Genomic DNA, 19,775 nt, shown 5'->3' on the forward strand with positions numbered 1-19,775 from the left:
GTTCAAAGATTTCAGAGAACGTGTTGTAAAAACTCTTTCGTCCTATCCCACTGGGGATTGACTAACACCTGCTCCGGTGGCCCAACTTCGATGATTTCACCATCGGCCATGAACACCACACGATCGGCTACTTGTTTGGCAAACTGCATTTCATGAGTAACGCACACCATGGTCATGCCGGTTTTAGCAAGGTCAATCATCACGTCCAAGACTTCCTTGACCATTTCTGGATCTAACGCAGAGGTTGGCTCGTCGAACAACATGATTTTGGGCTCCATGGCGAGAGATCGAGAAATCGCCACACGCTGTTGTTGGCCACCGGATAATTGCCCCGGATAACGGGTCGCCAATTGCGCAATACCCACCCGATCCAATAAACGCATTGCCATTTTGTCAGCGTCACGCTCTGACATCTTGCGCAGCCAAGTGAGACCTAAAGTACAGTTCTGCAAAACAGTAAGGTGAGGAAATAAGTTAAAGTTCTGAAACACCATACCCATGGTTTGGTGAATGATTTTATGGCTTTGACGATCCCGAGAAAGCGGCTGACCAAACACGGAAACCACGCCTTCTTGGTAATCTTCTAAATGATTCAAGGAGCGAATCAGGGTCGATTTACCTGAGCCAGACGGCCCACACACCACCATAATTTCGCCTTCACTAATATCCAGAGAAACGTCTTTTAAGACATGATGGTCTCCGTACCATTTATTTAGCTTGTCGATTTTAATCGCTGTGTTTGTGGTATTTTTTGTAGCCAAATGGCCTGATGACGTCATCATTAGCGATCCACCTTTAAACGTTTTTCTAGGGTCAAACTGTATTGAGACATGCTGTAGCAAAAAAGAAAGAAGAGTACGGAAATCATCACCAAAGGTTCGGTGTGCATGCCCACCCAGTCTTTGTCATTGGCAATGTTGCGCGCCATCAACATAATGTCGAACAAACCAATGATGGAAACCAAGGTCGTGTCTTTCAACAAACTGATAAACGACGTCATGATGTTTGGAATCATCATTCGAAGCGCCTGCGGCAGAATAATCAGCGCCATGGTATGCAGATAACCTAAGCCAAGCGTTGCGGCGGCTTCGTACTGACCTTTGGGAATGGCCTGCAAACCACCACGGATGTTTTCCGCCATATACGCACCAGCAAAGATACACACCGCCACCAGCACCTGCGCAAGCTTGTTGAATTCCACATCCGCGGGTAAAAAGATAGGCAACAGAGTCACGGCCATAAACAAGACAGTGATCAAGGGCACAGAGCGCACTAATTCAATCACCGTCATCGACAACCAATGAATCACGGGCAACTTAGAACGACGGCCAAGCGCTAATACCACGCCAATAGGAATCGCCATGGTGATAGCAAAACTGGCGATAATAAACGTCAAAAACAAACCGCCCCAACGTTCAATGGCCACCGGCTCCAGCGATACTTGATTCAGTACCAAAGCCATCACCAGCGCGATAAGCAACCACACAGCCACAAAGCTCAATAGATGAATTCTTCGCTCTACGAAGCGTGATACCAGCGGTACGAACAGTTCGTTTAGCCCTTTTTTACCCAATGCTGACAAGATCCAGTTGACGTAGATAATGGTTAGAAAAGCCAAGGCAAGGCAGGTCATCACGCCATGTATCCAGCCCAACTCCGCGCCAAAACGACCACCTAAGAAAAGATACGCCCCAACAAAAGGATACAGGCCGATCCAAGACAATAAGATGACGTTACGCAAAGGTATACGCTTAGACATCAGCGGCAATAACCACACCAAACCAAGCAATACGCCAACATTGACCCGCCATTGCTCGTCCACCGGAAAACGCCCATAAATTAAGCCATTAAACCAGCTAATAACCCCCGCCCAACAGGCACCGTCTGGACTGATATCCATACATTGACGACGATTATCCGCAATAAATACGGCGTTAAACACGGCCCAATCCAACACGTGTTTCACTAAATAAAACAGCACAGCGACCACACACAAGGTCAACACACTGTTGCCGATACTGTTAAAACAACGCTGACGAATGGTACCGAAAATGCCACTTTTACTTTGACGTGGCGGACGCGGTGGCGTCGGAATAAATTGCTTTAAAGCGGGTGGATTTTTCACGTTTAGATCGTCCATTTATCGCACCTTATACTGCACGCTGTCGTTGTACTTGTTGAGCAAGTAAGAGATCAGCAAACTGATGAAGATATAGAACCCCATGACCATAAAGATGATCTCGATGGCACGGCCGGTTTGGTTCATCGACGTTTGCATAAACACCGACACCAATTCAGGAAAGCCAATCGCCACCGCAAGCGAAGAATCTTTCACACTGGTCAACCAAGAATTGGTCATCGGCGGAATAATGGATCGAATGGCCTGCGGAATTAAAATCAGACGCAATGACTGAACACGAGAGAAACCAATGGTAAAAGCGGCTTCGTGTTGTCCTCTGTCGATAGATTGCATACCGGCACGCACGGTTTCAGCAATCGCCGCAGATCGATACACCGTCATGGCCACAAACGCCGCCCCAAATGACGCCGGAAGATAAGCTCCCCCGCTGAAATTAAAACCTTGCAGACTCGGCACAGACAGAGTCATTGCATTCACAAAGAACCAGAGTACCCAGCCAGCCAGCAATGCCCAAACGACTAGGCCAATATAGAACCCACTGGAACGAGAACCAGACAAAGCGTAGTACGGCTTAGACCAACGCAACAACCCATAAAGCAACAGGATCAAGCCAGCAACAAGGGCAAGAACCCATCCCCATGACACGGCACTTTGTAAGGTCGTCACATACAAGCCACGGTTATTCAAAAAAAACCATTCGCCTAGGTGATAACTTTCTCGCGGCGCAGGCAAGGTAGAAAACACCACGGTAAACCAAAAAATAATTTGGATTAACAAGGGCACATTACGTACGATTTCCACGTACCAACGAGCCAATTGAGACACCAAGGGATTCTCAGACAAACGTAAAATGCCCACCAAGGTGCCAATCAGAGTACCGACAACAATCACGCAAAAAGACAATATCAAGGTATTCACAATACCGACGAAAAACACGCGCCAATAACTCATACTGGGATCGTAAGGAATGAGGCTCCAACTAATGTTGAATCCTGCGGTCACTTGTAAAAAGTCAAAGCCAAACGTCATGCCCAAACGGTTTAAATTTTCACTGGCATTGGCAAATAAAAACCATAGGCCGAATAACGCTAACATCAAGACAAATGCTTGTAGGATGACCGCTCTGCTTGCATCACTATTAAGCAGAGACCGTCTTTTTTGTGTCGCAGACGAAGGCAAGCCAGCGCCCTTCACGGGACTTTTTTGTGACTTGCTCGTAGAAGACTGAATCATATCGATATACCGAACGAAGAAAGAAAACCAAAACCGCAATAGATAGGCAAACGCCTAGCTATTACGATATTTAGAAACCCTTACACCCAATAACGTGTCGCCATCAGGTGTTAACGGAAAGATTTTGCGTACATCATTCCGCCGTCAGTCCACAATGCGTTCAGAGTACCGTCACGGTCCAGACCCAACACACTGTTTACCCCCACGTTACGTTCGTAGACTTCACCGTAATTACCGACGTTTTTAATCACTTGATAAGCCCAATCTTGCGGCAAACCTAGACCAACATGCAGGTCGCCTTCAACGCCAAGCAAGCGACGAACCACAGGGCTTTGACTGTCCGCACGCATCTGTTCAACGTTTTGTGAGTTCACACCAAACTCTTCTGCCGCCACCATGGCAGCAAAGGTCCACTTCACTACATTCGCCCATTCACTGTCATTTTGCTTCACCGCGAAAGACAGGGCTTCTTTGGAAATGGTTTCAGGTAAAATGACATAATCGCTTGGGTTAGGTGCGGCAGAACGCTGCGCCGCCAAACCGGATTTGTCATTGGTCAAAGCGTCGCAGTTGTTGTTAAAAAAAGCCGTGTTGCGCACAGAAGAGTCATCAAACACGACGGTTTTGATGTCTAAATCGTTCGCACGGCTGTAATCGGCGATGTTGAGTTCACTCGACGTTCCGGTCAGTACACACACCGTCGCGCCTTTTAATTCTTTGACGGATTTCACGCCCAAATCTTTGCGCACCATAAAGCCTTGGCCGTCATAAAAATACGTATCTAAGAAATCCAAGCCTTGCTGCGTATCACGGGACAAGGTCCACGTCATACCTTTTGATAAAATATCACCTTGACCACTCTTGATAGAGGTAAAACTTTGCGCCCATTGCACGGGCAGAAATGTCACTTTAGAGGCATCACCAAACACAGCAGAAGCCACGCCACGACACATATCAATGTCCATGCCTTGCCATTCGCCCGCTTTGTTTAGGCTATAAAAACCGGGGAAAGAGTTACCGATGACACAGTTCACATAACCGCGGTCTTTGACCGCACTTAACGTTGACGCGCTTTCATCGGCATAGCTGTTTGCGGCTAGAAGCGTGGTCGTTGCAGCTAATGCTAGAGAAAATTTTTTCATTGTTCGTTCCTTTTATAATGCTGTTGATTTTGTGATTTCTTTTTATTCGAACTCATTTTTATTATGAATCGAGTCCGCGACCCCATCGTTTTATTAAATCTTTTGATGCAGATCAAACAACTAACCGTTACGATCTTATGTGAAGATTTTTTATAATCACACTGAATATTTTTAATAGTCTAATAACTTTAGGTTATGCCGATGAACATCAATAAATTGCGTATCTTTCACGAAGTCTTTGTCACTGGCAGCATCACTCGAGCCGCAGAGCGCAGCTATGTCAGCCAACCGGCTGCGAGCAAAATGCTGGCCAATTTTGAGGATGAAATAGGTTACAAACTCTTTGTGCGCAATAACGGTAAACTGATCCCAACCGACGAAGCTCTTTACTTACACGAAGAAGTGTACGGTTTATTACAAGGAGTGAACCACTTAGAAGACAGTATCAAGAGCGCGAAAAACAGCAAAACCGGCCGCTTGCGCATTGCCACTATTTTTGGCCCATCCTATCAGTTTTTACCCGAACTGATTGCCGAATACATGAGAGCGAATCCCGGCGTAGACGTGAGCTTACACCTTTCTGGTTGTTCGGCGATTCGACAAGGTATTGCCTCGGGGCAATATCAAATTGGCTTAGTCGATAAAGCCCAAAGCTCCTCGAAACACGATTCCGTCGCCTTTGATCTCGCCTGTTATTGCGCCGTTCCCAAAGACCATCCAGCAGCCCAGTTAGACATTATCCATCCTCATGATTTACAAGGATTAAACTGGATCACACTCGATTCTGAAAACGCCACCACCAAAGCGCTAAAACGCCTTTATGCAGAAAATGGGCTGCCTTTTAACCGCACACTCGAAGTGCATACCACCATTCACGGACTCTCTTTTGTGAACCTAGGCATGGGCGCCACTCTTGTCGACATTTTAAATTTCCGCTACTTTGACAAAGTCTTCCAATTGCCCAACGTCGTCTTAAAACCCTTCGCCCCCAATATTGTTGAACCGCTCGAAGTGCTGACCTCTAACTTAAGCCCACTCTCAGGCCTCGCCAAAGAATTTTACGATACCCTGATCAACAAACTGGAGAAACAAACACGATTGGACAAATAACACTCGCTGCAATTTCACCTTGTGAATGGTCATAAATTGACCTACCTTGTAATAAATTAGCAAATAAAAAGGAGGCGCTACCATGCGTTTTCTACTATTACTCGTTTTTACTTCGCTCTTAAGCGCTTGCTCCAGTAATCAGCTCAATGTTGTCGATAGCCTCACCTCATCAGCCCAAAACGATGGTGTGGGGATGAACCCCAGCAGATGGTTTGTGAAAGGCCACCCGTTGCAAACCACTTATGTGTCTTTAAATGGGCAACTTGGACTAAAAGCAGGCCAAGTGTGTGTCGCGAGCAGTTATCGATCCCCATTTAAAACAAATTGTTTAAATGAACTTGGTTACTCACCGTCCACAAAAAAAGACACTATCCTAGAACGCAAGGGCAAGCTCTACCGAGAATACTATTCTGCCCACATGACTGATTTTGATAACGCAAATAAAAGCACAGACACGAATCCTCTTTATAGGTTTATTAAAGCAGTGAGCGATGAGAAATTACTTTCTGCGAGCTTTGTAAAAGCCAATATAAACTATTTATCCTGTCTTATAGAGCACAGCAAGGGAATGGATGCTGGCAGCTTATCAGCGGTGGATAAACAAAACGCCTTGGCGGCTTGCGCTGCTGAAAACACACTAAAAGATCAAGCGCTTACAGCACTGAATGAAGCCAGACTTAAAGTCGATACATTGGCTATCGCTCCGAATCGCATGGTTTATAACTGGGCGGAAAATACGGAATGGGAAAATGGCGTCGTCATTCAATCCGAAACAAACTCAGCCAATATGAGTTCTAAGAAAAACGCTTCCGGCTATACCGTCGTAAATGGTTTGGTACTAGAACGCTATCAAATGTCTTGCTCTGAACTGCAAACTCTTAAAGAACGTGAGGATGCCAAACGACTAAAAATCGTCACCATGACACTTGCCGCAGAAGAGCTGTATTACAATGCGAACGAAGAAACTAGCCTATCTTTAAATGCGGCCTTTTCTTTCACCGACGACGGCCTAAAAATGCTTAAAGCAGTATTAAACCAAGACCCAAAAGACCTAAAATTAGACATTCAAACCACCATCAACACCAGCAGTTCCATCGCTTCGAAAGGGTATTTGACCGCACCGGTTATCACCCTTACCAAATATGACAATATTATTCCATCTAACCAAGACACCTTTAAGCCTGGCCTTACTTATTATGCTGTATTATCAGACGTTGGCACTCTCGCCTGTGATTAGTACCAATTATGACGTTAAAAACATCCAAACAGCATCAAACCCGCTGCGCGTGGGCCAGTTCTGCGCCAGACTTTCCTGAATACCATGATCACGAATGGGGCTTTCCGGTTAGTAACGACCAGCGATTATTTGAAAAGCTGTGTCTAGAGACTTTTCAGTCTGGACTAAGCTGGCGCACCATTTTAAGCAAACGTGACCATTTTCGTCTCGCTTTTCACCACTTTGATTTTCATAAAGTGGCTCAATTTGGTGAAGAAGATGTAGCTAAATTACTGGATAACAAAGGCATAGTGCGGAATAAACGCAAAATCCTCGCCGTGATTAACAACGCCAAACGCGCCCTAGAAATGGTCGAACAAGAAGGATCGTTAGCCACCTTCATCTGGCGCTACGAACCTGATGAAAACACCCTACCACCGCCCGAGACCCAAACCACCTGCGTGGAATCCATTGCCCTTTCTAAAGAACTCAAAAAACGCGGCTGGCAATTCGTCGGCCCAACCACCATGTACGCCTTCATGCAATCCATGGGACTCATCAACGACCATGCGGAAAACTGTTTTATGCGGGAAGAAATTGATCAGGCGAGGAAGGGGTTTGAGAGGCCGTAAAAGCACATCCTATCGAAGTCGATGTGCTCATTTTTGCGAATGAATCACGGCTTTCAAATCAAAATTAAGGGATTTAAGCACTTTTACTATTGTGTCAAATTGCGGCCGAGAACCGGATCGAAGGGCTTTATAAAGACTCTCACGCCCAAGCCCACTGTCTTTGGCTATCTGCGTCATGCCTCGTGCTTTGGCAATATGACCAAGCGCGTGAATCAGCTCGTCGGTATCCCCATCCTCAAGCACCATAGATAAGTAGGCGGCAATGTCTTCGTCGGTACGAAGCTGCTCAGCCATATCAAAGTTGGTCAGTTCTTTTATTGAAGTCATCTTGTCTCACCCAGTTTTGTAGTCCGCTGTTTTATCATACATAAAACAATTCGTATTCACTTAGATACGGCATGGTTATTTTTTAGCCTAACCTCAACGTTTTTTTTCCACCATCATGCAGCCCATGTAATTCATTAACGACCATGTAGAACACTGTTTGATGCAGGAAGAAATTAATCGGGCGAGGGAAGGAGAGTAATAGACCAGTAAGAAAACGACACATAGGTTTTCTTTGGTATATACAAAATAAACGTTCACAGCCATTATTGTTCATTAATAATAAAAGGCCGCATTTGGTCGATGTCTTTATCTGATTATCAAAAGGGAAGTCCAAAATGAGTCTAGCAGGAATCCGATCCAACCGTGGAGACGCATATCAAAGGTCTGTCGCTCTCTATTGGACGGTAAAGATGCTTCTAGATGAAAATATATCTGGAATACAAGTCGATGCGGTATCTACTCCTGACGACACAAAGCCTGTATACCAAGATGATATAATTATCTTATATAAAAATGGCGATAGAACATTTATTCAAGCAAAAATCAATCAAGCCAAGCACGAAGCATGGAAGCTAACAGATACCACTTTCATTAAAGAGCTTAAATCCTGCAAACTTCAGTTACTCTCAAAACCAAACTACGCAGTTCATTTCTATTCTCGTACACCGTTTGGTAGCTTTCAGCGTCTCATCGAAGAAAGCTCAATACATCCAGATTTAACAGCTTTTTTAAGAGATGCACCTCAAGGACAGAGAGATACTTTCGATGACATCAAAAAAATTTGGGACATTGATGCAGCCACAGCATTATCATTGATAAAAAGGATTCAAATTGGCCCTCAAAATGGCTTATACGAATGGCAAGACCTAAGTCATGAGTTATTGAAGCCGACATTTCCAAGAGCAAATACAGCGCTTGAACTAATCTATAACTATGTAGATCATCAACATCTGCACCTTGCAGATCATAAAGTTGTTTTAGAGCGGCAAGACATTCTGGATATGCTGCGTGAACGTGGGATTCATCAAGCTGTCACCTTTAATGAAAGCAAATTGATACAGTCATTTCGCGACTTTTCAACCCAAGGTAGGCAATGGGTAAGAAGCATTGGTGGAGAAAAAATACTCAGAGAAGATCTGACTTTACTCAAACAAGCAATCGAGCAGAAAGTACCCTCAATTCTATTAGAAGATATAGCGGGTGGCGGAAAAACATGCCTTCTGCTTGATCTCATGGACGATCTGGATGAGCAAAAAGAAACTGTCTCTTTATTTATCAAAGGCGATATTTTTGCATCCATCAATACATTAAAAGACTTAGAACAATATGGCTTGCCTAAAGACTTCATATCTCAATGCGCCTATTTGGCCAATAGAAGACATATCGTCATAGCAATAGATTCTCTTGATGTTTTGGCCGTGGGCAGAAGCCACAATAGCCTTAGATGTTTCTTAGGTATGATTGCAGGCTTATCCAAAATCCCGAACATTACTGTTGTTGCTGCTAGCCGTTCCTTTGATGCCAAATATGACCCTTTATTAAGAGAAATGAAATGGGGTGAAGTTATTTCAATTTCGCCTCTTTCGTTCAATGATAGCATTGCTCCATTATTTTATAAATGGGGCTATACCGTTAGTCAACTCAGCGACAAACTGAAAAACGTATTAGTAATTCCTCAAAACTTAAGACTCTTTTATGAGCTATTACACAAAGGAATGACGATAGATGAGATTGGAGAGCATGACCTTTATGACATATATCTTCAAGAGCTTGTTGAAAAAGACGCCAATCTTGGGCAAGTTGTTCTGAATACGTTACAGGAAACGTCTCTTGGTTTATTAAAGCTGCGTAGTTATGAGTTCCAAAAAAGATCATTAGATGTTTCCCCTGATCAATTGCAATACCTATTAAGCAAACAGATTATTATGGAGGTAGGACCTAATCAGCTAATGTTTAGCCATCAAACATTAGCTGATGCGCTTCGAATCAGACAAGCATTTCAGAATGGTACAACACTATTAGCGTTTTCTACATCGCAACCTCAACTCCCTTTCATTCGCCCTGCTGTCAGATCATTAATTCAAACATTGAAAAATAGATCCCCGAAGCAATGCATTAGACAATTACGCGAATTCTTATTATCAGATAAAGTATCAATGCATTTAAAACGTCTCGCCGTAGAGACATTAGCTGAAATGGAAGCGAGCGGACACGATATTGCATTAGTCATTACACTATCAAATCAGCACCCTCAATTATTCCGCCGCCTGTTAGAAAGAGCCAGCAGTGAAAGTTGGTTTCTACTTATTTATAATCAGCTAATTTCGAATATCGATGTAAAAAATCCACATAATCATTCCTATGCAATCATATATTTCCTATCAAAATTTTTTAAAGGAAATGAAAATGAAATTATAAAAATATGGCATATAGCAATTGATGACGAATGGTTAAATATTAGAAATTTGAGTTGGTTAATATCATCTGAATTAGAAAAAAACAAAGTCTGGAACAATCTTGATTTAGATAGTCTATTGAAAAAGCTATTAGAACATAGTGAGGAAGATCACCCTAGCCTTGGCAAAAGCATTTGTCAGTATATAGAGGCTACAGGAAAAGGTGATCACCTATTATGGATGTATATCACTTTAAATACTAAGCCGATTAGTGAACTTGATGCTAGTAGCGAGCTAGAATTCAACTGCAATCCTCACGACTTTCTAACAGCAAACTATTTTGAAGAAAGACTCAAAGTTTCTGATGAACTATTTAATAGTGCTTTGGACTACCTGCTTAGCGTTACACAAAGTAATAATTCAGATTTTTATGTAGATTTTTTAAAAAATACATCTTATGAAAAACGGCATACACACAGAGATATATATTTTGGTAGCTCTACCAGCAATTTTTTAAATGCTGTTGGAGAAGCTATGAAAAAACGATGTAATAAAAACGATGGTTGTTGGAAGAGTTTCGAACCTAAACTAAGAGTATGCGATGATCTCGGTCTAATTTATTTACTGATTGAATCCTACCACGAAAACATCATTGGAAATGTCTTAGGTATTTCTGCGCTCCTTACAAATAAAAACCTATTCAAATACGGTAACTTAGAGTTTGAATTAGGTACTCTAGCTCTTGCTGCTTATCCTTATATCTCTAATAAAACACGCGAAGAGCATCAGCGAAATATACTTAATCACTATGAGGATAAAGAACGTCAGGATTACTGGACTCTAAAGGGAATGTATGGAGACTTAATATGGGTTCCTGCCTCATATCGTCTACCAGAGCTGTTTGACACTTTTGTCTTATGTGAAAGGCAGTATGGCACGCCTAACCTTCTTAGACAGCCAAATATTACTGGATGGTCAGGAACTGTTACATCTCCCATATCAATAGATCAAATTTTAAACTTCTCTAGTGATGGTCTTGTGAATGTTTTGAAACATTACACTAATGAAAATGGTTTCTCTGACCATCTTCTTGGCGGCCTTAATAGTGTAGAGAGTGCATTAACTTCAGCAGCGACCCAAACACCTCTTAAGTTTATTCCTGTAGCGCACTTACTCTACCAATCAAGTTCTCCGATCAGCAGCATACTATCAATTATTGACGGAATAGCGTCCCATTTAAGTCATCGATTTGGCAATGTACAAACATCTAATTGGAAAGAGGTTCAACCTCTCCCTGACGGACAATCATTAGCTTTGGAGTTATTAAGTCTCGTTGAGCGTTACGGTAAACATGATTTTCGTAAATACTCTCACGCAAGAGCAATTCAAGCATGTAGTCATATTTTAAAAGACGACCAGTCAGTTGAACGCTTGTGCTTTCAACTATGGCAACTTAGTACAAACCCTAACCCTAACCCTAATGAAGACAATGAAACTGAATCCCTTGTCGGAAAAGGAATTAACTCAGTAAGAGGGGTTGCAGCAGAAACAGTATTAATAATATGCAATGATCGCTTAGAAAAACACAGAGAAATCACCTCCAGTTTAAAGCAACTTCTAACGCGCTTTGCCAAAGATGCCTCAATGGTAGTCAGAGCAACATTTTTGAGACGGTTTCCTTACTTTCTAAGTAAGAACTCAGAGTTCGGTTGGCAGCTGATTGATATTATTACGAAAAATGATTCATCAAGGTTGTTAAAACACCTCGAACAGATTCTGTACTATCAATATCATGAGAACTTCGATTTAGTAGAACCATACCTTAATAAACTTAAGCTCATTAACGATAAAAAAAGTGCTGAAGCTTGGGGCAGGTTGGCGACGCTTTGTTACTTGTCAGACTATATTTCTGAGGAAGATCTTTGGCATGACTTACCTCATCAAAATGAAGCGGCTAAAGAGGGTCTAGGGCAAGTACTGATAGCCAACTATGCGAATAAAAAACATGCAAGTAAATGCTTAGAAGGACTAAAAAGACTTTTTGTGAATCAAGATTCCGAATCTATTTACTTTAAGTTTGAACGATCATTAAGTAACAAAAACGCCCTACACAGCGTTAGCTTAGAAACAATAAATTTATTCATTGAATACTCTACATCAGCCAAACCTAGGGAGATAGATGGAGTTTTTTACTGGCTAGAAAAGAATGTGTTACATATGCCAAATGAAGTTCTAAACACTTTAGAAAAAGTAATCGAACGCTTTAGTGATGAAGCCGAGCCTGTACATTTTTCACAAAAAGAACCATTACTCTCCACCTTGAAATCACTTCTTCAAGAAGCCGATCTTAGCGATGACGAGGAATTCATTGATAGAGTGCTTGCTGCTCAGTATTGGTTCCTTGATAAAGGCGTTCAAGACATAGAGAAGCTGATCGAGCCATAGAGTTTTCCACGATAAAAACACTGGCTCAAATGCAGGGTTCAGTGGGTTCTTTAGTTCATAAATATTGCTCATGTATCATCCTTGCGACTTCTATATTGCGGCTGTCCTTGCTCGCGGCTAATTCTGCAACGGCCAATAGTGCTTGGCTTGTTTCTGACCATGCTAATTTGTCGCCCCAAAAGGCTGGCACTAACCATAAATTGCCTTCTGGATTCGGGCGGCATTTAAGTTGGGCAAGTTTCTTTTGTAACGGCTGGCGGGTAAACAGCTGTAACTCCTGAGAATGAAGGTACTGGGTTAACTGTTCTGCTGCAACTTCTCCGCCCCAAAAGTCGTTCTCTTCCATTGGTACATCTTTCCATTCGCCTTCTAACTGCAAACGAATTCCCCCTAACTTTGCTCTAATCGATAAACGATAAGATTCGATCCAAAGGCTTAACATTCGCTCTGTGTCCAGTATTCGTCTCGTATCCCCAAGGCTAATTAACGACTCAGCTTGAAGAATTCCCAAGCCTTTGCTCACCATGCCCAATGAAATATTGGCGTATTCAGCAATCTCTCGGTATGACAAATTAAGCACTTCGGGTTTAGATAACAGCAAAAACAGTAACTTGGCAGCGCCTTCACCTAACTTGTTGTTTTTGTTGGTAAGGTTTATATCGTTCTGTGATGGATTAGGTTTTTTGGATTCAATCCAAATATGCAGAGCACCGTTGTTAATCCTCACATTGCCAGCAGTATCAATGAAGTTAACCTCATTTTCCATGCAAATGTCAGCTAAATAAGGCGTCAGGCGATTACAAATCAGTAACGTATTAGGGGCAGCATCAACCAGTAATGTGGTTAAACTTTCCTTGCGATGAATAGTTTTTACTGCAACATAGAAATGATATTCATCACCACTCATGGTTAAACACAATTCACCATCGGTAAAGCACTCACCGTTAATGCCCTCATTTTGGACGAAGTCCGCTTTAATATGGGCAGGCAGTATCGCCAACGCATTCACAGCCAATGCAGATTGTTTTGTCATCGTTGACACTGTTGTTCACTCTTCATATTCGTTCATGATTCATGAACAAACTATATCTATGAACGTCAAATAATACAAATGTCTTTTCACCCTCATGCAATCCATGGAACTCATCAACGGCCATGCGAAAAACAGTGTTGTGTGGGGAAACATCGATTAAGTCAGAAGAAAAATTAAACGGTGATAAATCATTACACAATTGCATAAAAACTTACCACATCAGTACGCAAATTCTCATGAGTTAAGCCACACTCTAGAGATAGTATTTTTAATACCACAAGAGTTTTGAATTGTTCGCATAAAACGCTCGATGTTTAACAATGACTGCTCATTATCAAGGATAGCCAACATGATTTTCGGTAAAAAAATAGATAAACAATCTGACATTGAAATCAAACTTCAACAGTTAAAACAATGCCAAGATGAGTTAAACGCCATTAAGCAAAATACCGCGAGTATCAGCTTTAGTCCTGAGGGTGTGATATTGGATGCTAACCCACTGTTCTTAGATGCGGTAGGTTATAAACTAGAGCAAATCATTGGGCAGCATCACCGTATTTTTTGCGATACCGAGTACACACAGTCCGTTGACTACAAGCAATTCTGGCATGGGCTAAAGGCAGGAAAATCCTTCAAGGGTACTTTTTTACGTTTCAAGCAAAACAAACAACCTATTTTTTTAGAAGCCAGCTATTTTCCAGTGTGTGATGAAAATGGTCAGGTCACTAAAGTGCTTAAAATAGCCAATGACATCACCGAAATACAAGCATCCTTGGCAAACAAAAATGCCGTTTTGACAGCGTTAGACCGATCACTTGCCGTCATAGAGTTTGACACTAAAGGCAATATACTTCATGCCAACAGCAATTTTTTACGCGCTATGAAATACGATGAACAAGACATTAAAGGCAAACATCATAAGATCTTTTGTGATGAAAAATTTTACCGAGAAACCCCCAGTTTCTGGTCTGATTTAGCACGTGGCAAACACTTCTCTGGACGTTTCCAGCGTTTTGATGGCACAGGCAAAACGATCTGGCTAGAAGCCACCTATAACCCCATATTTGATGAAAAAGGTCGCGTTTATAAGGTTATCAAGTTTGCGTCTGACATTACGGAACGAGTCAATAATGCCATGAATGCGATTGAACTGGCTGCTGCGACATCGGAAGAAACGAGCCAAGTTTCATCCAATGCCGTCGAAATATTAAACGCATCCGTACAAACATCAAAAGAGATTGCGGAAAAAGTAAAACATGCCGCCGATATCGGCAATTTACTAAAAACACAATCTAAAAGTATTTCCGACATTGTTGTTACCATTCGCGCTATTGCTGACCAGACGAATTTACTCGCGCTCAATGCCGCCATTGAAGCAGCACGCGCGGGCGATGCGGGACGAGGTTTCTCTGTTGTTGCAGATGAAGTCCGAAAGTTAGCCAGTAATACCGCTATCGCTACGGCAGAAATAGGTCAGGTTGTCGAAAAAAACCATAATTTAATCAATGAAATGGACGTGATGCTGAACTCCGTAACAGGCATCGCCTTGCACGGCCAAGAAAGTATTAACGAAGTGTCGCGAGGCCTAATGGAAATTACATCCGGTGTAGCAAGATTCGTCGAAATGGTTGATAAAATGAAGAATTAATTTCGTTAACACCTCGTACATTCACTTATTATCGAACTGTCTATGGCAAAGTTAATTTTGAGAAGAAACACCCATTTTTAAATCTAACTAGGTCTCATTTAGGTGCTAAAGCTGCAACACTTTGGCACTTACTTTGTTTGATTTTTTTATCACAAAAGCGTACTTAATCACTCAACAATGCAGCCGCACTGCCACAAACCGTCATGATAAAAAGAAACCATTTCAGATGACTTGGATTGGCTTTAATGGCCATTTTCACGGCAAGAAAAGAACCAAGCATGGTGCCGGAGGCGAGTATCAGCCCTGGAACCCACAGGATTTGATCGTTCCAAATAAACACCCCTAATGCTAAGGCAGTAAAACCGAGTGTACAGACCATTTTCAGCGCGTTGGTCCGTACTAAGTCATACCGTAATGTACCAGCCAAGGCCGCAATCAGGATAAAACCCACGCCCGCTTGCACAAAACCGCCATAAACACCGGCGATAAATAAGGCAATCCAAGCGCTGGGTTTTTCCGACACTTTAAAGGGCACCGTGCCTTCTGGCGGCGCAATCATAGTCGGACGCACAATCATAATAATTGTCATGCCAATCATGGCACTGAGCAAAAGCGGTTTTAACCAAGTCTCTGGCGCGTAACTGGCCGCAAATGCTCCGACAACGCCGCCAAGTAAGGAGGGAATCATCACCGGTAGGATATCAGCGTTATCCAGTTTTTTGGCTTTACAAAAGCCAAAGGTCGCTGCCACATTCTGTAAAAATACGCCGACACGATTGGTTGCGTTGGCGATGTCAGCTGGCATGCCCATGACCATCAAAGCAGGCAAGGTCAGATTGGAACCACCGCCAGCCAGCGTATTAATAATGCCAGCAACAAACCCTGTACCGATCAACAGCGACACTGTGAATAAACTGTAATCCATAACATCGTCCTTAAATGACTCTTGAGCGAGTCAGAAGAGAATAAAAAGAGGAGCGAATGATAAGGAGAATTAGACGAACTGACAAAAGATAATTTAGGCGAAGAAATTGACAATGGCCCAGCTGAATCGTTTAAGAATAAGCTAGGCCAAGAATACATGATTTATTTAAGCGAGTTATTCGCCATCAAAGCTTCATCAACGCCTTTTAATGTCATTTCCTCCATCATGAAATTCACCGTATTCAATAAACGCTGCTCACCCGCAGGAATCAAATAACCAAATTGGCTTTTAGTGAAGGGATCATTCGCTCGTGAGGCTTCTAGCTGCTTGTTGACCACTTGGTAATACAGTGCTTCTGGGGTTTCTGTCACCATCACATCAACGTCTCCTGCTTCCACCGCTTTAGGGACATCTAGGTTATTTTCATAACGAATAATGGTGGCTTTGCTCAGGTATTGATCCGCAAATTTTTCATTGGTTCCTCCGATGTTCACACCAACCTTTACTTCAGGGCGATTGACTTCTTCTAACGAATCAAAGCGAGCCACGTTGCCCGTCGCCACAAGGAAACATTTGCCAAAAGTCATATAGCCTTGCGATTGATCCGCTTCCATTTGACGCGAAGTCCGACGCGTAATGCCACCCATTGCAATGTCGTACTTATCGTCCTTCAAATCCGTTATAAGGTTTTTCCAAGTGGTTTGTACAAATTTCACTTCCACGCCCATTTCTGAGGCGAAATACTTTGCAACATCAATATCATAGCCAGAGAAAGTGCTGCCATCGTAGTATGAAAAAGGCTTGTAATCCCCCGTGGTTCCCACCGTGATGTAGCCTTGTTTTTTGATATCTTCTAAACGATCGGCTTGTGCAATAGCACTGTAAGCCATGGTGGACACGAGCAATAAAAACGACGCGGTGAACTTCATAACAGTGTACCTAACATAAGAATGAAACGAATATATAAGCATTTGCTATGCCATGTTTTCAATTTTTATTCTGCAAAACCATACCGTTATACACGCTCTAACAAGCAATCTACCACCGCTTGATTCACTGTGTGAGCAAGGTCGGGAATAAGGTCATAAGTGGTCATGATGCCTTCACTGATCAGGGCATCGTACCCTGATTTAGATAAGCGATAGTCAATCACGTTATCTTGATTCCCATGGATAAAATGGACTTCTGTGTTATTGATTGATTTTTTATAGGGGAACATGGCAAAGCGACCTGATAAGGAAACAATTTTTTCAGCTAATTTTTCCTCGACCATTTGCGTCGAAGATAAGGCCATAATCGCCCCTTGAGAAAAACCAATCAAAGTCGTTTTCTCTGGGGTTAGCCCGCTTTTTTGCTGCCAATATTTTACCGTTTCGACAAAGGCTGGCATGGCAGTTTTAATACGTTCAACACGATTTTCTTCTGTGACGCCTTGCACAGAAAACCATTGGTAACCTTGTCCAAAATCAGACGCATCAGGAGCTTGTACCGACACGATGAACGCATTCGGTAAGGCTTCAGCCACAATCTGTCCCAAAGGTGCCAAACTCTGGGACGTTGCGCCAACACCATGAAATAATAAAAACAAACGCGTCGGCGAATTGGGTTCTTGTATTATGAGAGTATTGGGCATGTATCAACTTCCAGAGTAACGAGTTAAAAATAGAATGAATACTCTATTTCTCAACTAAAACAAGATATACAAGCTATTCCTTAAGCTTCTATTTCGTATTTGGTAATAATCGATAGCTCAATTAAAAACAATAAAAAATACTCGTCCAGTTTTCGGTTGTCGCTGGATTGTGAATCAAGCTAACCTAACTGATAGGTACTCTTTCAGTCATTCAAACAACGGACAAGCGCATGTTAATAACAAATGAAAAACAAGCCGATGGTTATTATCAAGCCTTACTCAACCGTGAACCCAGCTATGTAGGTGTGTTTTTTGTCGGCGTAAAAACCACAATGATTTTCTGTATTGCCACCTGTCGGGCGCGCAAGCCAAAGCGCGAGAACGTTGCGTTTTATACGCATTTCAAAGATGCCATGGACGCAGGCTTTCGTCCCTGTAAAGTCTGCCGCCCAACTGAAAACGCTCATGAAGCACCTTATGAAGTACAAGCCGCGATGAATCTGGTACGAGATTGCACTAAGGCAAAAATTACCGACCAACAATTGAGAGAAGCAAACATTCGACCTATTTTCGTACGCCGTTGGTTTAATCAACATTACGGTATGACGTTTCAAACCTTTCAACGTATGTATCGAATTAATTATGCCTTTCAAGAATTAAAGACAGGCAAAAGTGCCACTAATACTGCGTTAGATTCAGGCTACGACTCTTTAAGTGGTTTCGGTTACACTTTTAAAAAATTACTCGGTCATGCACCAACCCTAAATATGGAGAATGCTGTGATTTTAATCGATAGGCTAACCACGCCCATTGGCCCAATGTTTGTCTGCGCGACGGACGAGGGAATTTGTCTGTTAGAGTTTGTCGACCGACGCATGTTGGAAACCGAATTTGAGGATCTGCAGCGACGCCTAAAATCCCCTATCATAACGGGTGAAAACGCTCACATTAAGCAAATTAAGATCGAGCTAGAGGAATACTTTGCTGGTCGCAGGCACACCTTCTCTGTGCCACTGCATACTCCGGGGACAGATTTCCAAAACGCGGTCTGGCAAGCGCTTGGGACGATTCCCTATGGAGAAACCGCCAGTTATCAAGAACAGGCCACTCGGCTCAATAACCCCAAAGCCGTTCGAGCGGTTGCTAGAGCCAATGGTATGAACCGAATTGCCATTGTCATTCCCTGTCATCGAGTGATTGGCAAAGACGGCAGCTTAACCGGTTATGCCGGAGGACTAGAGCGCAAACGCTGGCTGCTTGACCATGAAAAAGCACATCGTTAAACCTCGAGAAAGACGGAAACTCAGCCCCCAAATGTCCGTAGTTTCATGAATGCATCAAGGTTGTGTCATGGCAACGTAATTTCCCGCTACAGGGCTTGAAATGCCTTCTACACAAGTCCATCTTGTGCACTTTGATTGTTATTAGATGGAATTCAACATGCCGACACACATTGTTGCTGTATATGGGACGCTTCGCGAGGGGCTTGAAAATCACGCGCTTCTAGCAGAGTGCAAACGTATTGGACTGGGTTGGTTAACGGGTTACCGCATGTACAACTTAGGAGATGCTCCCGGCATTATCTCTACACGCGACGACAGTGGTCGAATTCGAGTGGAATGGTACAAAGTCACCGATGAGATACTCACCTCTTTAGACGAACGGGAAGGCTATGATCCCAAGCTACCAGAGAACTCAGAACACATTAGAAAAACCATCTTCTCGCCCTATGGACGCGGTTGGATTTACCTATACAACCGATCCTTAAGCAATGCAGACTATATGGAAGCAGGTGATTGGGAGCGATACACCCGCACAAATAGACAGCCGAAAAATACAGAGCATCAACAAGACCAAGACCAAGACCAAACTACACAATTGGCTTAATGCCTTGC

16 protein-coding genes are annotated in these 19,775 nt (G+C 42.8%); 7 read left to right on the forward strand and 9 right to left on the reverse strand.

Going from position 1 to position 19,775, the window contains the following annotated elements; genetic code table 11:
• Positions 1 to 11: 11 nt before the first annotated feature.
• From DK187_RS01930 to DK187_RS01945, 4 genes are all read right to left on the reverse strand, one after another.
• Positions 12 to 782: an amino acid ABC transporter ATP-binding protein gene (locus DK187_RS01930; RefSeq protein ID WP_111605654.1), complete on the reverse strand. Its 771-nt coding sequence runs from the start codon at positions 780 to 782 to the stop codon at positions 12 to 14.
• Positions 782 to 2,140: an amino acid ABC transporter permease gene (locus DK187_RS01935; protein WP_111605655.1), complete on the reverse strand. Its 1,359-nt coding sequence runs from the start codon at positions 2,138 to 2,140 to the stop codon at positions 782 to 784. The genes DK187_RS01930 and DK187_RS01935 overlap by 1 nt, the downstream gene beginning before the upstream one ends.
• Positions 2,141 to 3,373 (reverse strand): amino acid ABC transporter permease, encoded by a 1,233-nt coding sequence (locus tag DK187_RS01940; protein ID WP_111605656.1) that lies wholly within the window; start codon positions 3,371 to 3,373, stop codon positions 2,141 to 2,143.
• A gap of 110 nt (positions 3,374 to 3,483) precedes the next feature.
• Entirely contained in the window at positions 3,484 to 4,515 is a 1,032-nt protein-coding gene (locus DK187_RS01945; RefSeq protein ID WP_111605657.1) for an amino acid ABC transporter substrate-binding protein, read from the reverse strand.
• Positions 4,516 to 4,716: 201 nt separating this feature from the next.
• Between DK187_RS01945 and DK187_RS01950 the strand changes: the two genes are divergently transcribed.
• The 3 genes from DK187_RS01950 (at position 4,717) to DK187_RS01960 (ending at position 7,473) form a co-directional block, all read left to right on the forward strand.
• Positions 4,717 to 5,625 (forward strand): LysR family transcriptional regulator, encoded by a 909-nt coding sequence (locus DK187_RS01950; protein WP_111605658.1) that lies wholly within the window; start codon positions 4,717 to 4,719, stop codon positions 5,623 to 5,625.
• Between the two features lie 82 nt (positions 5,626 to 5,707).
• Positions 5,708 to 6,862: a hypothetical protein gene (locus DK187_RS01955; RefSeq protein ID WP_111605659.1), complete on the forward strand. Its 1,155-nt coding sequence runs from the start codon at positions 5,708 to 5,710 to the stop codon at positions 6,860 to 6,862.
• Between the two features lie 8 nt (positions 6,863 to 6,870).
• Positions 6,871 to 7,473: a DNA-3-methyladenine glycosylase I gene (locus tag DK187_RS01960; protein WP_111605660.1), complete on the forward strand. Its 603-nt coding sequence runs from the start codon at positions 6,871 to 6,873 to the stop codon at positions 7,471 to 7,473.
• A 27-nt stretch (positions 7,474 to 7,500) separates the two neighbouring features.
• On the opposite strand, the gene DK187_RS01965 is transcribed toward DK187_RS01960, so the two are convergent.
• The gene (locus DK187_RS01965; protein ID WP_111605661.1) at positions 7,501 to 7,800 is read right to left on the reverse strand and encodes an addiction module antidote protein; all 300 of its coding nucleotides are present in this window, start codon (positions 7,798 to 7,800) and stop codon (positions 7,501 to 7,503) included.
• A 410-nt stretch (positions 7,801 to 8,210) separates the two neighbouring features.
• Here DK187_RS01965 and DK187_RS01970 point away from each other — a divergent pair, with 410 nt between their 5' ends.
• The gene (locus tag DK187_RS01970) at positions 8,211 to 12,641 is read left to right on the forward strand and encodes a hypothetical protein (RefSeq protein ID WP_162623468.1); all 4,431 of its coding nucleotides are present in this window, start codon (positions 8,211 to 8,213) and stop codon (positions 12,639 to 12,641) included.
• Positions 12,642 to 12,696: 55 nt separating this feature from the next.
• On the opposite strand, the gene DK187_RS01975 is transcribed toward DK187_RS01970, so the two are convergent.
• The gene (locus tag DK187_RS01975) at positions 12,697 to 13,674 is read right to left on the reverse strand and encodes a type IV toxin-antitoxin system AbiEi family antitoxin (protein WP_111605663.1); all 978 of its coding nucleotides are present in this window, start codon (positions 13,672 to 13,674) and stop codon (positions 12,697 to 12,699) included.
• A 349-nt stretch (positions 13,675 to 14,023) separates the two neighbouring features.
• On the opposite strand from DK187_RS01975, the gene DK187_RS21470 reads away from it, so the two are divergent.
• Positions 14,024 to 15,322 (forward strand): methyl-accepting chemotaxis protein, encoded by a 1,299-nt coding sequence (locus tag DK187_RS21470; RefSeq protein WP_111605664.1) that lies wholly within the window; start codon positions 14,024 to 14,026, stop codon positions 15,320 to 15,322.
• A gap of 163 nt (positions 15,323 to 15,485) precedes the next feature.
• On the opposite strand, the gene DK187_RS01985 is transcribed toward DK187_RS21470, so the two are convergent.
• The 3 genes from DK187_RS01985 to ypfH form a co-directional block, all read right to left on the reverse strand.
• Positions 15,486 to 16,247: a sulfite exporter TauE/SafE family protein gene (locus DK187_RS01985; protein ID WP_111605665.1), complete on the reverse strand. Its 762-nt coding sequence runs from the start codon at positions 16,245 to 16,247 to the stop codon at positions 15,486 to 15,488.
• A 161-nt stretch (positions 16,248 to 16,408) separates the two neighbouring features.
• Positions 16,409 to 17,176, reverse strand: coding sequence for a transporter substrate-binding domain-containing protein (locus tag DK187_RS01990; protein ID WP_111605666.1), 768 nt, complete (start codon positions 17,174 to 17,176; stop codon positions 16,409 to 16,411).
• Positions 17,177 to 17,262: 86 nt separating this feature from the next.
• The gene (gene ypfH, locus DK187_RS01995; RefSeq protein WP_111605667.1) at positions 17,263 to 17,880 is read right to left on the reverse strand and encodes an esterase; all 618 of its coding nucleotides are present in this window, start codon (positions 17,878 to 17,880) and stop codon (positions 17,263 to 17,265) included.
• Positions 17,881 to 18,110: 230 nt separating this feature from the next.
• Here ypfH and DK187_RS02000 point away from each other — a divergent pair, with 230 nt between their 5' ends.
• Together DK187_RS02000 and DK187_RS02005 are read left to right on the forward strand one after the other, a co-directional pair.
• Positions 18,111 to 19,163 (forward strand): bifunctional transcriptional activator/DNA repair enzyme AdaA, encoded by a 1,053-nt coding sequence (locus DK187_RS02000; RefSeq protein WP_111605668.1) that lies wholly within the window; start codon positions 18,111 to 18,113, stop codon positions 19,161 to 19,163.
• A gap of 157 nt (positions 19,164 to 19,320) precedes the next feature.
• Positions 19,321 to 19,767: a gamma-glutamylcyclotransferase family protein gene (locus DK187_RS02005; protein ID WP_223232273.1), complete on the forward strand. Its 447-nt coding sequence runs from the start codon at positions 19,321 to 19,323 to the stop codon at positions 19,765 to 19,767.
• Positions 19,768 to 19,775 lie beyond the last annotated feature (8 nt).

This window comes from Marinomonas arctica, assembly GCF_003259225.1.
Classification (GTDB): Bacteria; Pseudomonadota; Gammaproteobacteria; order Pseudomonadales; family Marinomonadaceae; genus Marinomonas; species Marinomonas arctica.

Bases quoted from the DNA above. Each gene is read 5' to 3' on its own strand.
- DK187_RS01955 (WP_111605659.1), top strand. From the start codon at position 5,708: ATGCGTTTTCTACTATTACTCGTTTTTACTTCGCTCTTAAGCGCTTGC.
- DK187_RS01940 (WP_111605656.1), bottom strand. From the start codon at position 3,373: ATGATTCAGTCTTCTACGAGCAAGTCACAAAAAAGTCCCGTGAAGGGC.
- DK187_RS01950 (WP_111605658.1), top strand. From the start codon at position 4,717: ATGAACATCAATAAATTGCGTATCTTTCACGAAGTCTTTGTCACTGGC.
- DK187_RS01960 (WP_111605660.1), top strand. From the start codon at position 6,871: ATGACGTTAAAAACATCCAAACAGCATCAAACCCGCTGCGCGTGGGCC.
- DK187_RS02000 (WP_111605668.1), top strand. From the start codon at position 18,111: ATGTTAATAACAAATGAAAAACAAGCCGATGGTTATTATCAAGCCTTA.
- DK187_RS01935 (WP_111605655.1), bottom strand. From the start codon at position 2,140: ATGGACGATCTAAACGTGAAAAATCCACCCGCTTTAAAGCAATTTATT.
- DK187_RS01945 (WP_111605657.1), bottom strand. From the start codon at position 4,515: ATGAAAAAATTTTCTCTAGCATTAGCTGCAACGACCACGCTTCTAGCC.
- DK187_RS01975 (WP_111605663.1), bottom strand. From the start codon at position 13,674: ATGACAAAACAATCTGCATTGGCTGTGAATGCGTTGGCGATACTGCCT.
- ypfH (WP_111605667.1), bottom strand. From the start codon at position 17,880: ATGCCCAATACTCTCATAATACAAGAACCCAATTCGCCGACGCGTTTG.
- DK187_RS01985 (WP_111605665.1), bottom strand. From the start codon at position 16,247: ATGGATTACAGTTTATTCACAGTGTCGCTGTTGATCGGTACAGGGTTT.
- DK187_RS01965 (WP_111605661.1), bottom strand. From the start codon at position 7,800: ATGACTTCAATAAAAGAACTGACCAACTTTGATATGGCTGAGCAGCTT.
- DK187_RS21470 (WP_111605664.1), top strand. From the start codon at position 14,024: ATGATTTTCGGTAAAAAAATAGATAAACAATCTGACATTGAAATCAAA.
- DK187_RS01970 (WP_162623468.1), top strand. From the start codon at position 8,211: ATGCTTCTAGATGAAAATATATCTGGAATACAAGTCGATGCGGTATCT.
- DK187_RS02005 (WP_223232273.1), top strand. From the start codon at position 19,321: ATGCCGACACACATTGTTGCTGTATATGGGACGCTTCGCGAGGGGCTT.
- DK187_RS01930 (WP_111605654.1), bottom strand. From the start codon at position 782: ATGATGACGTCATCAGGCCATTTGGCTACAAAAAATACCACAAACACA.
- DK187_RS01990 (WP_111605666.1), bottom strand. From the start codon at position 17,176: ATGAAGTTCACCGCGTCGTTTTTATTGCTCGTGTCCACCATGGCTTAC.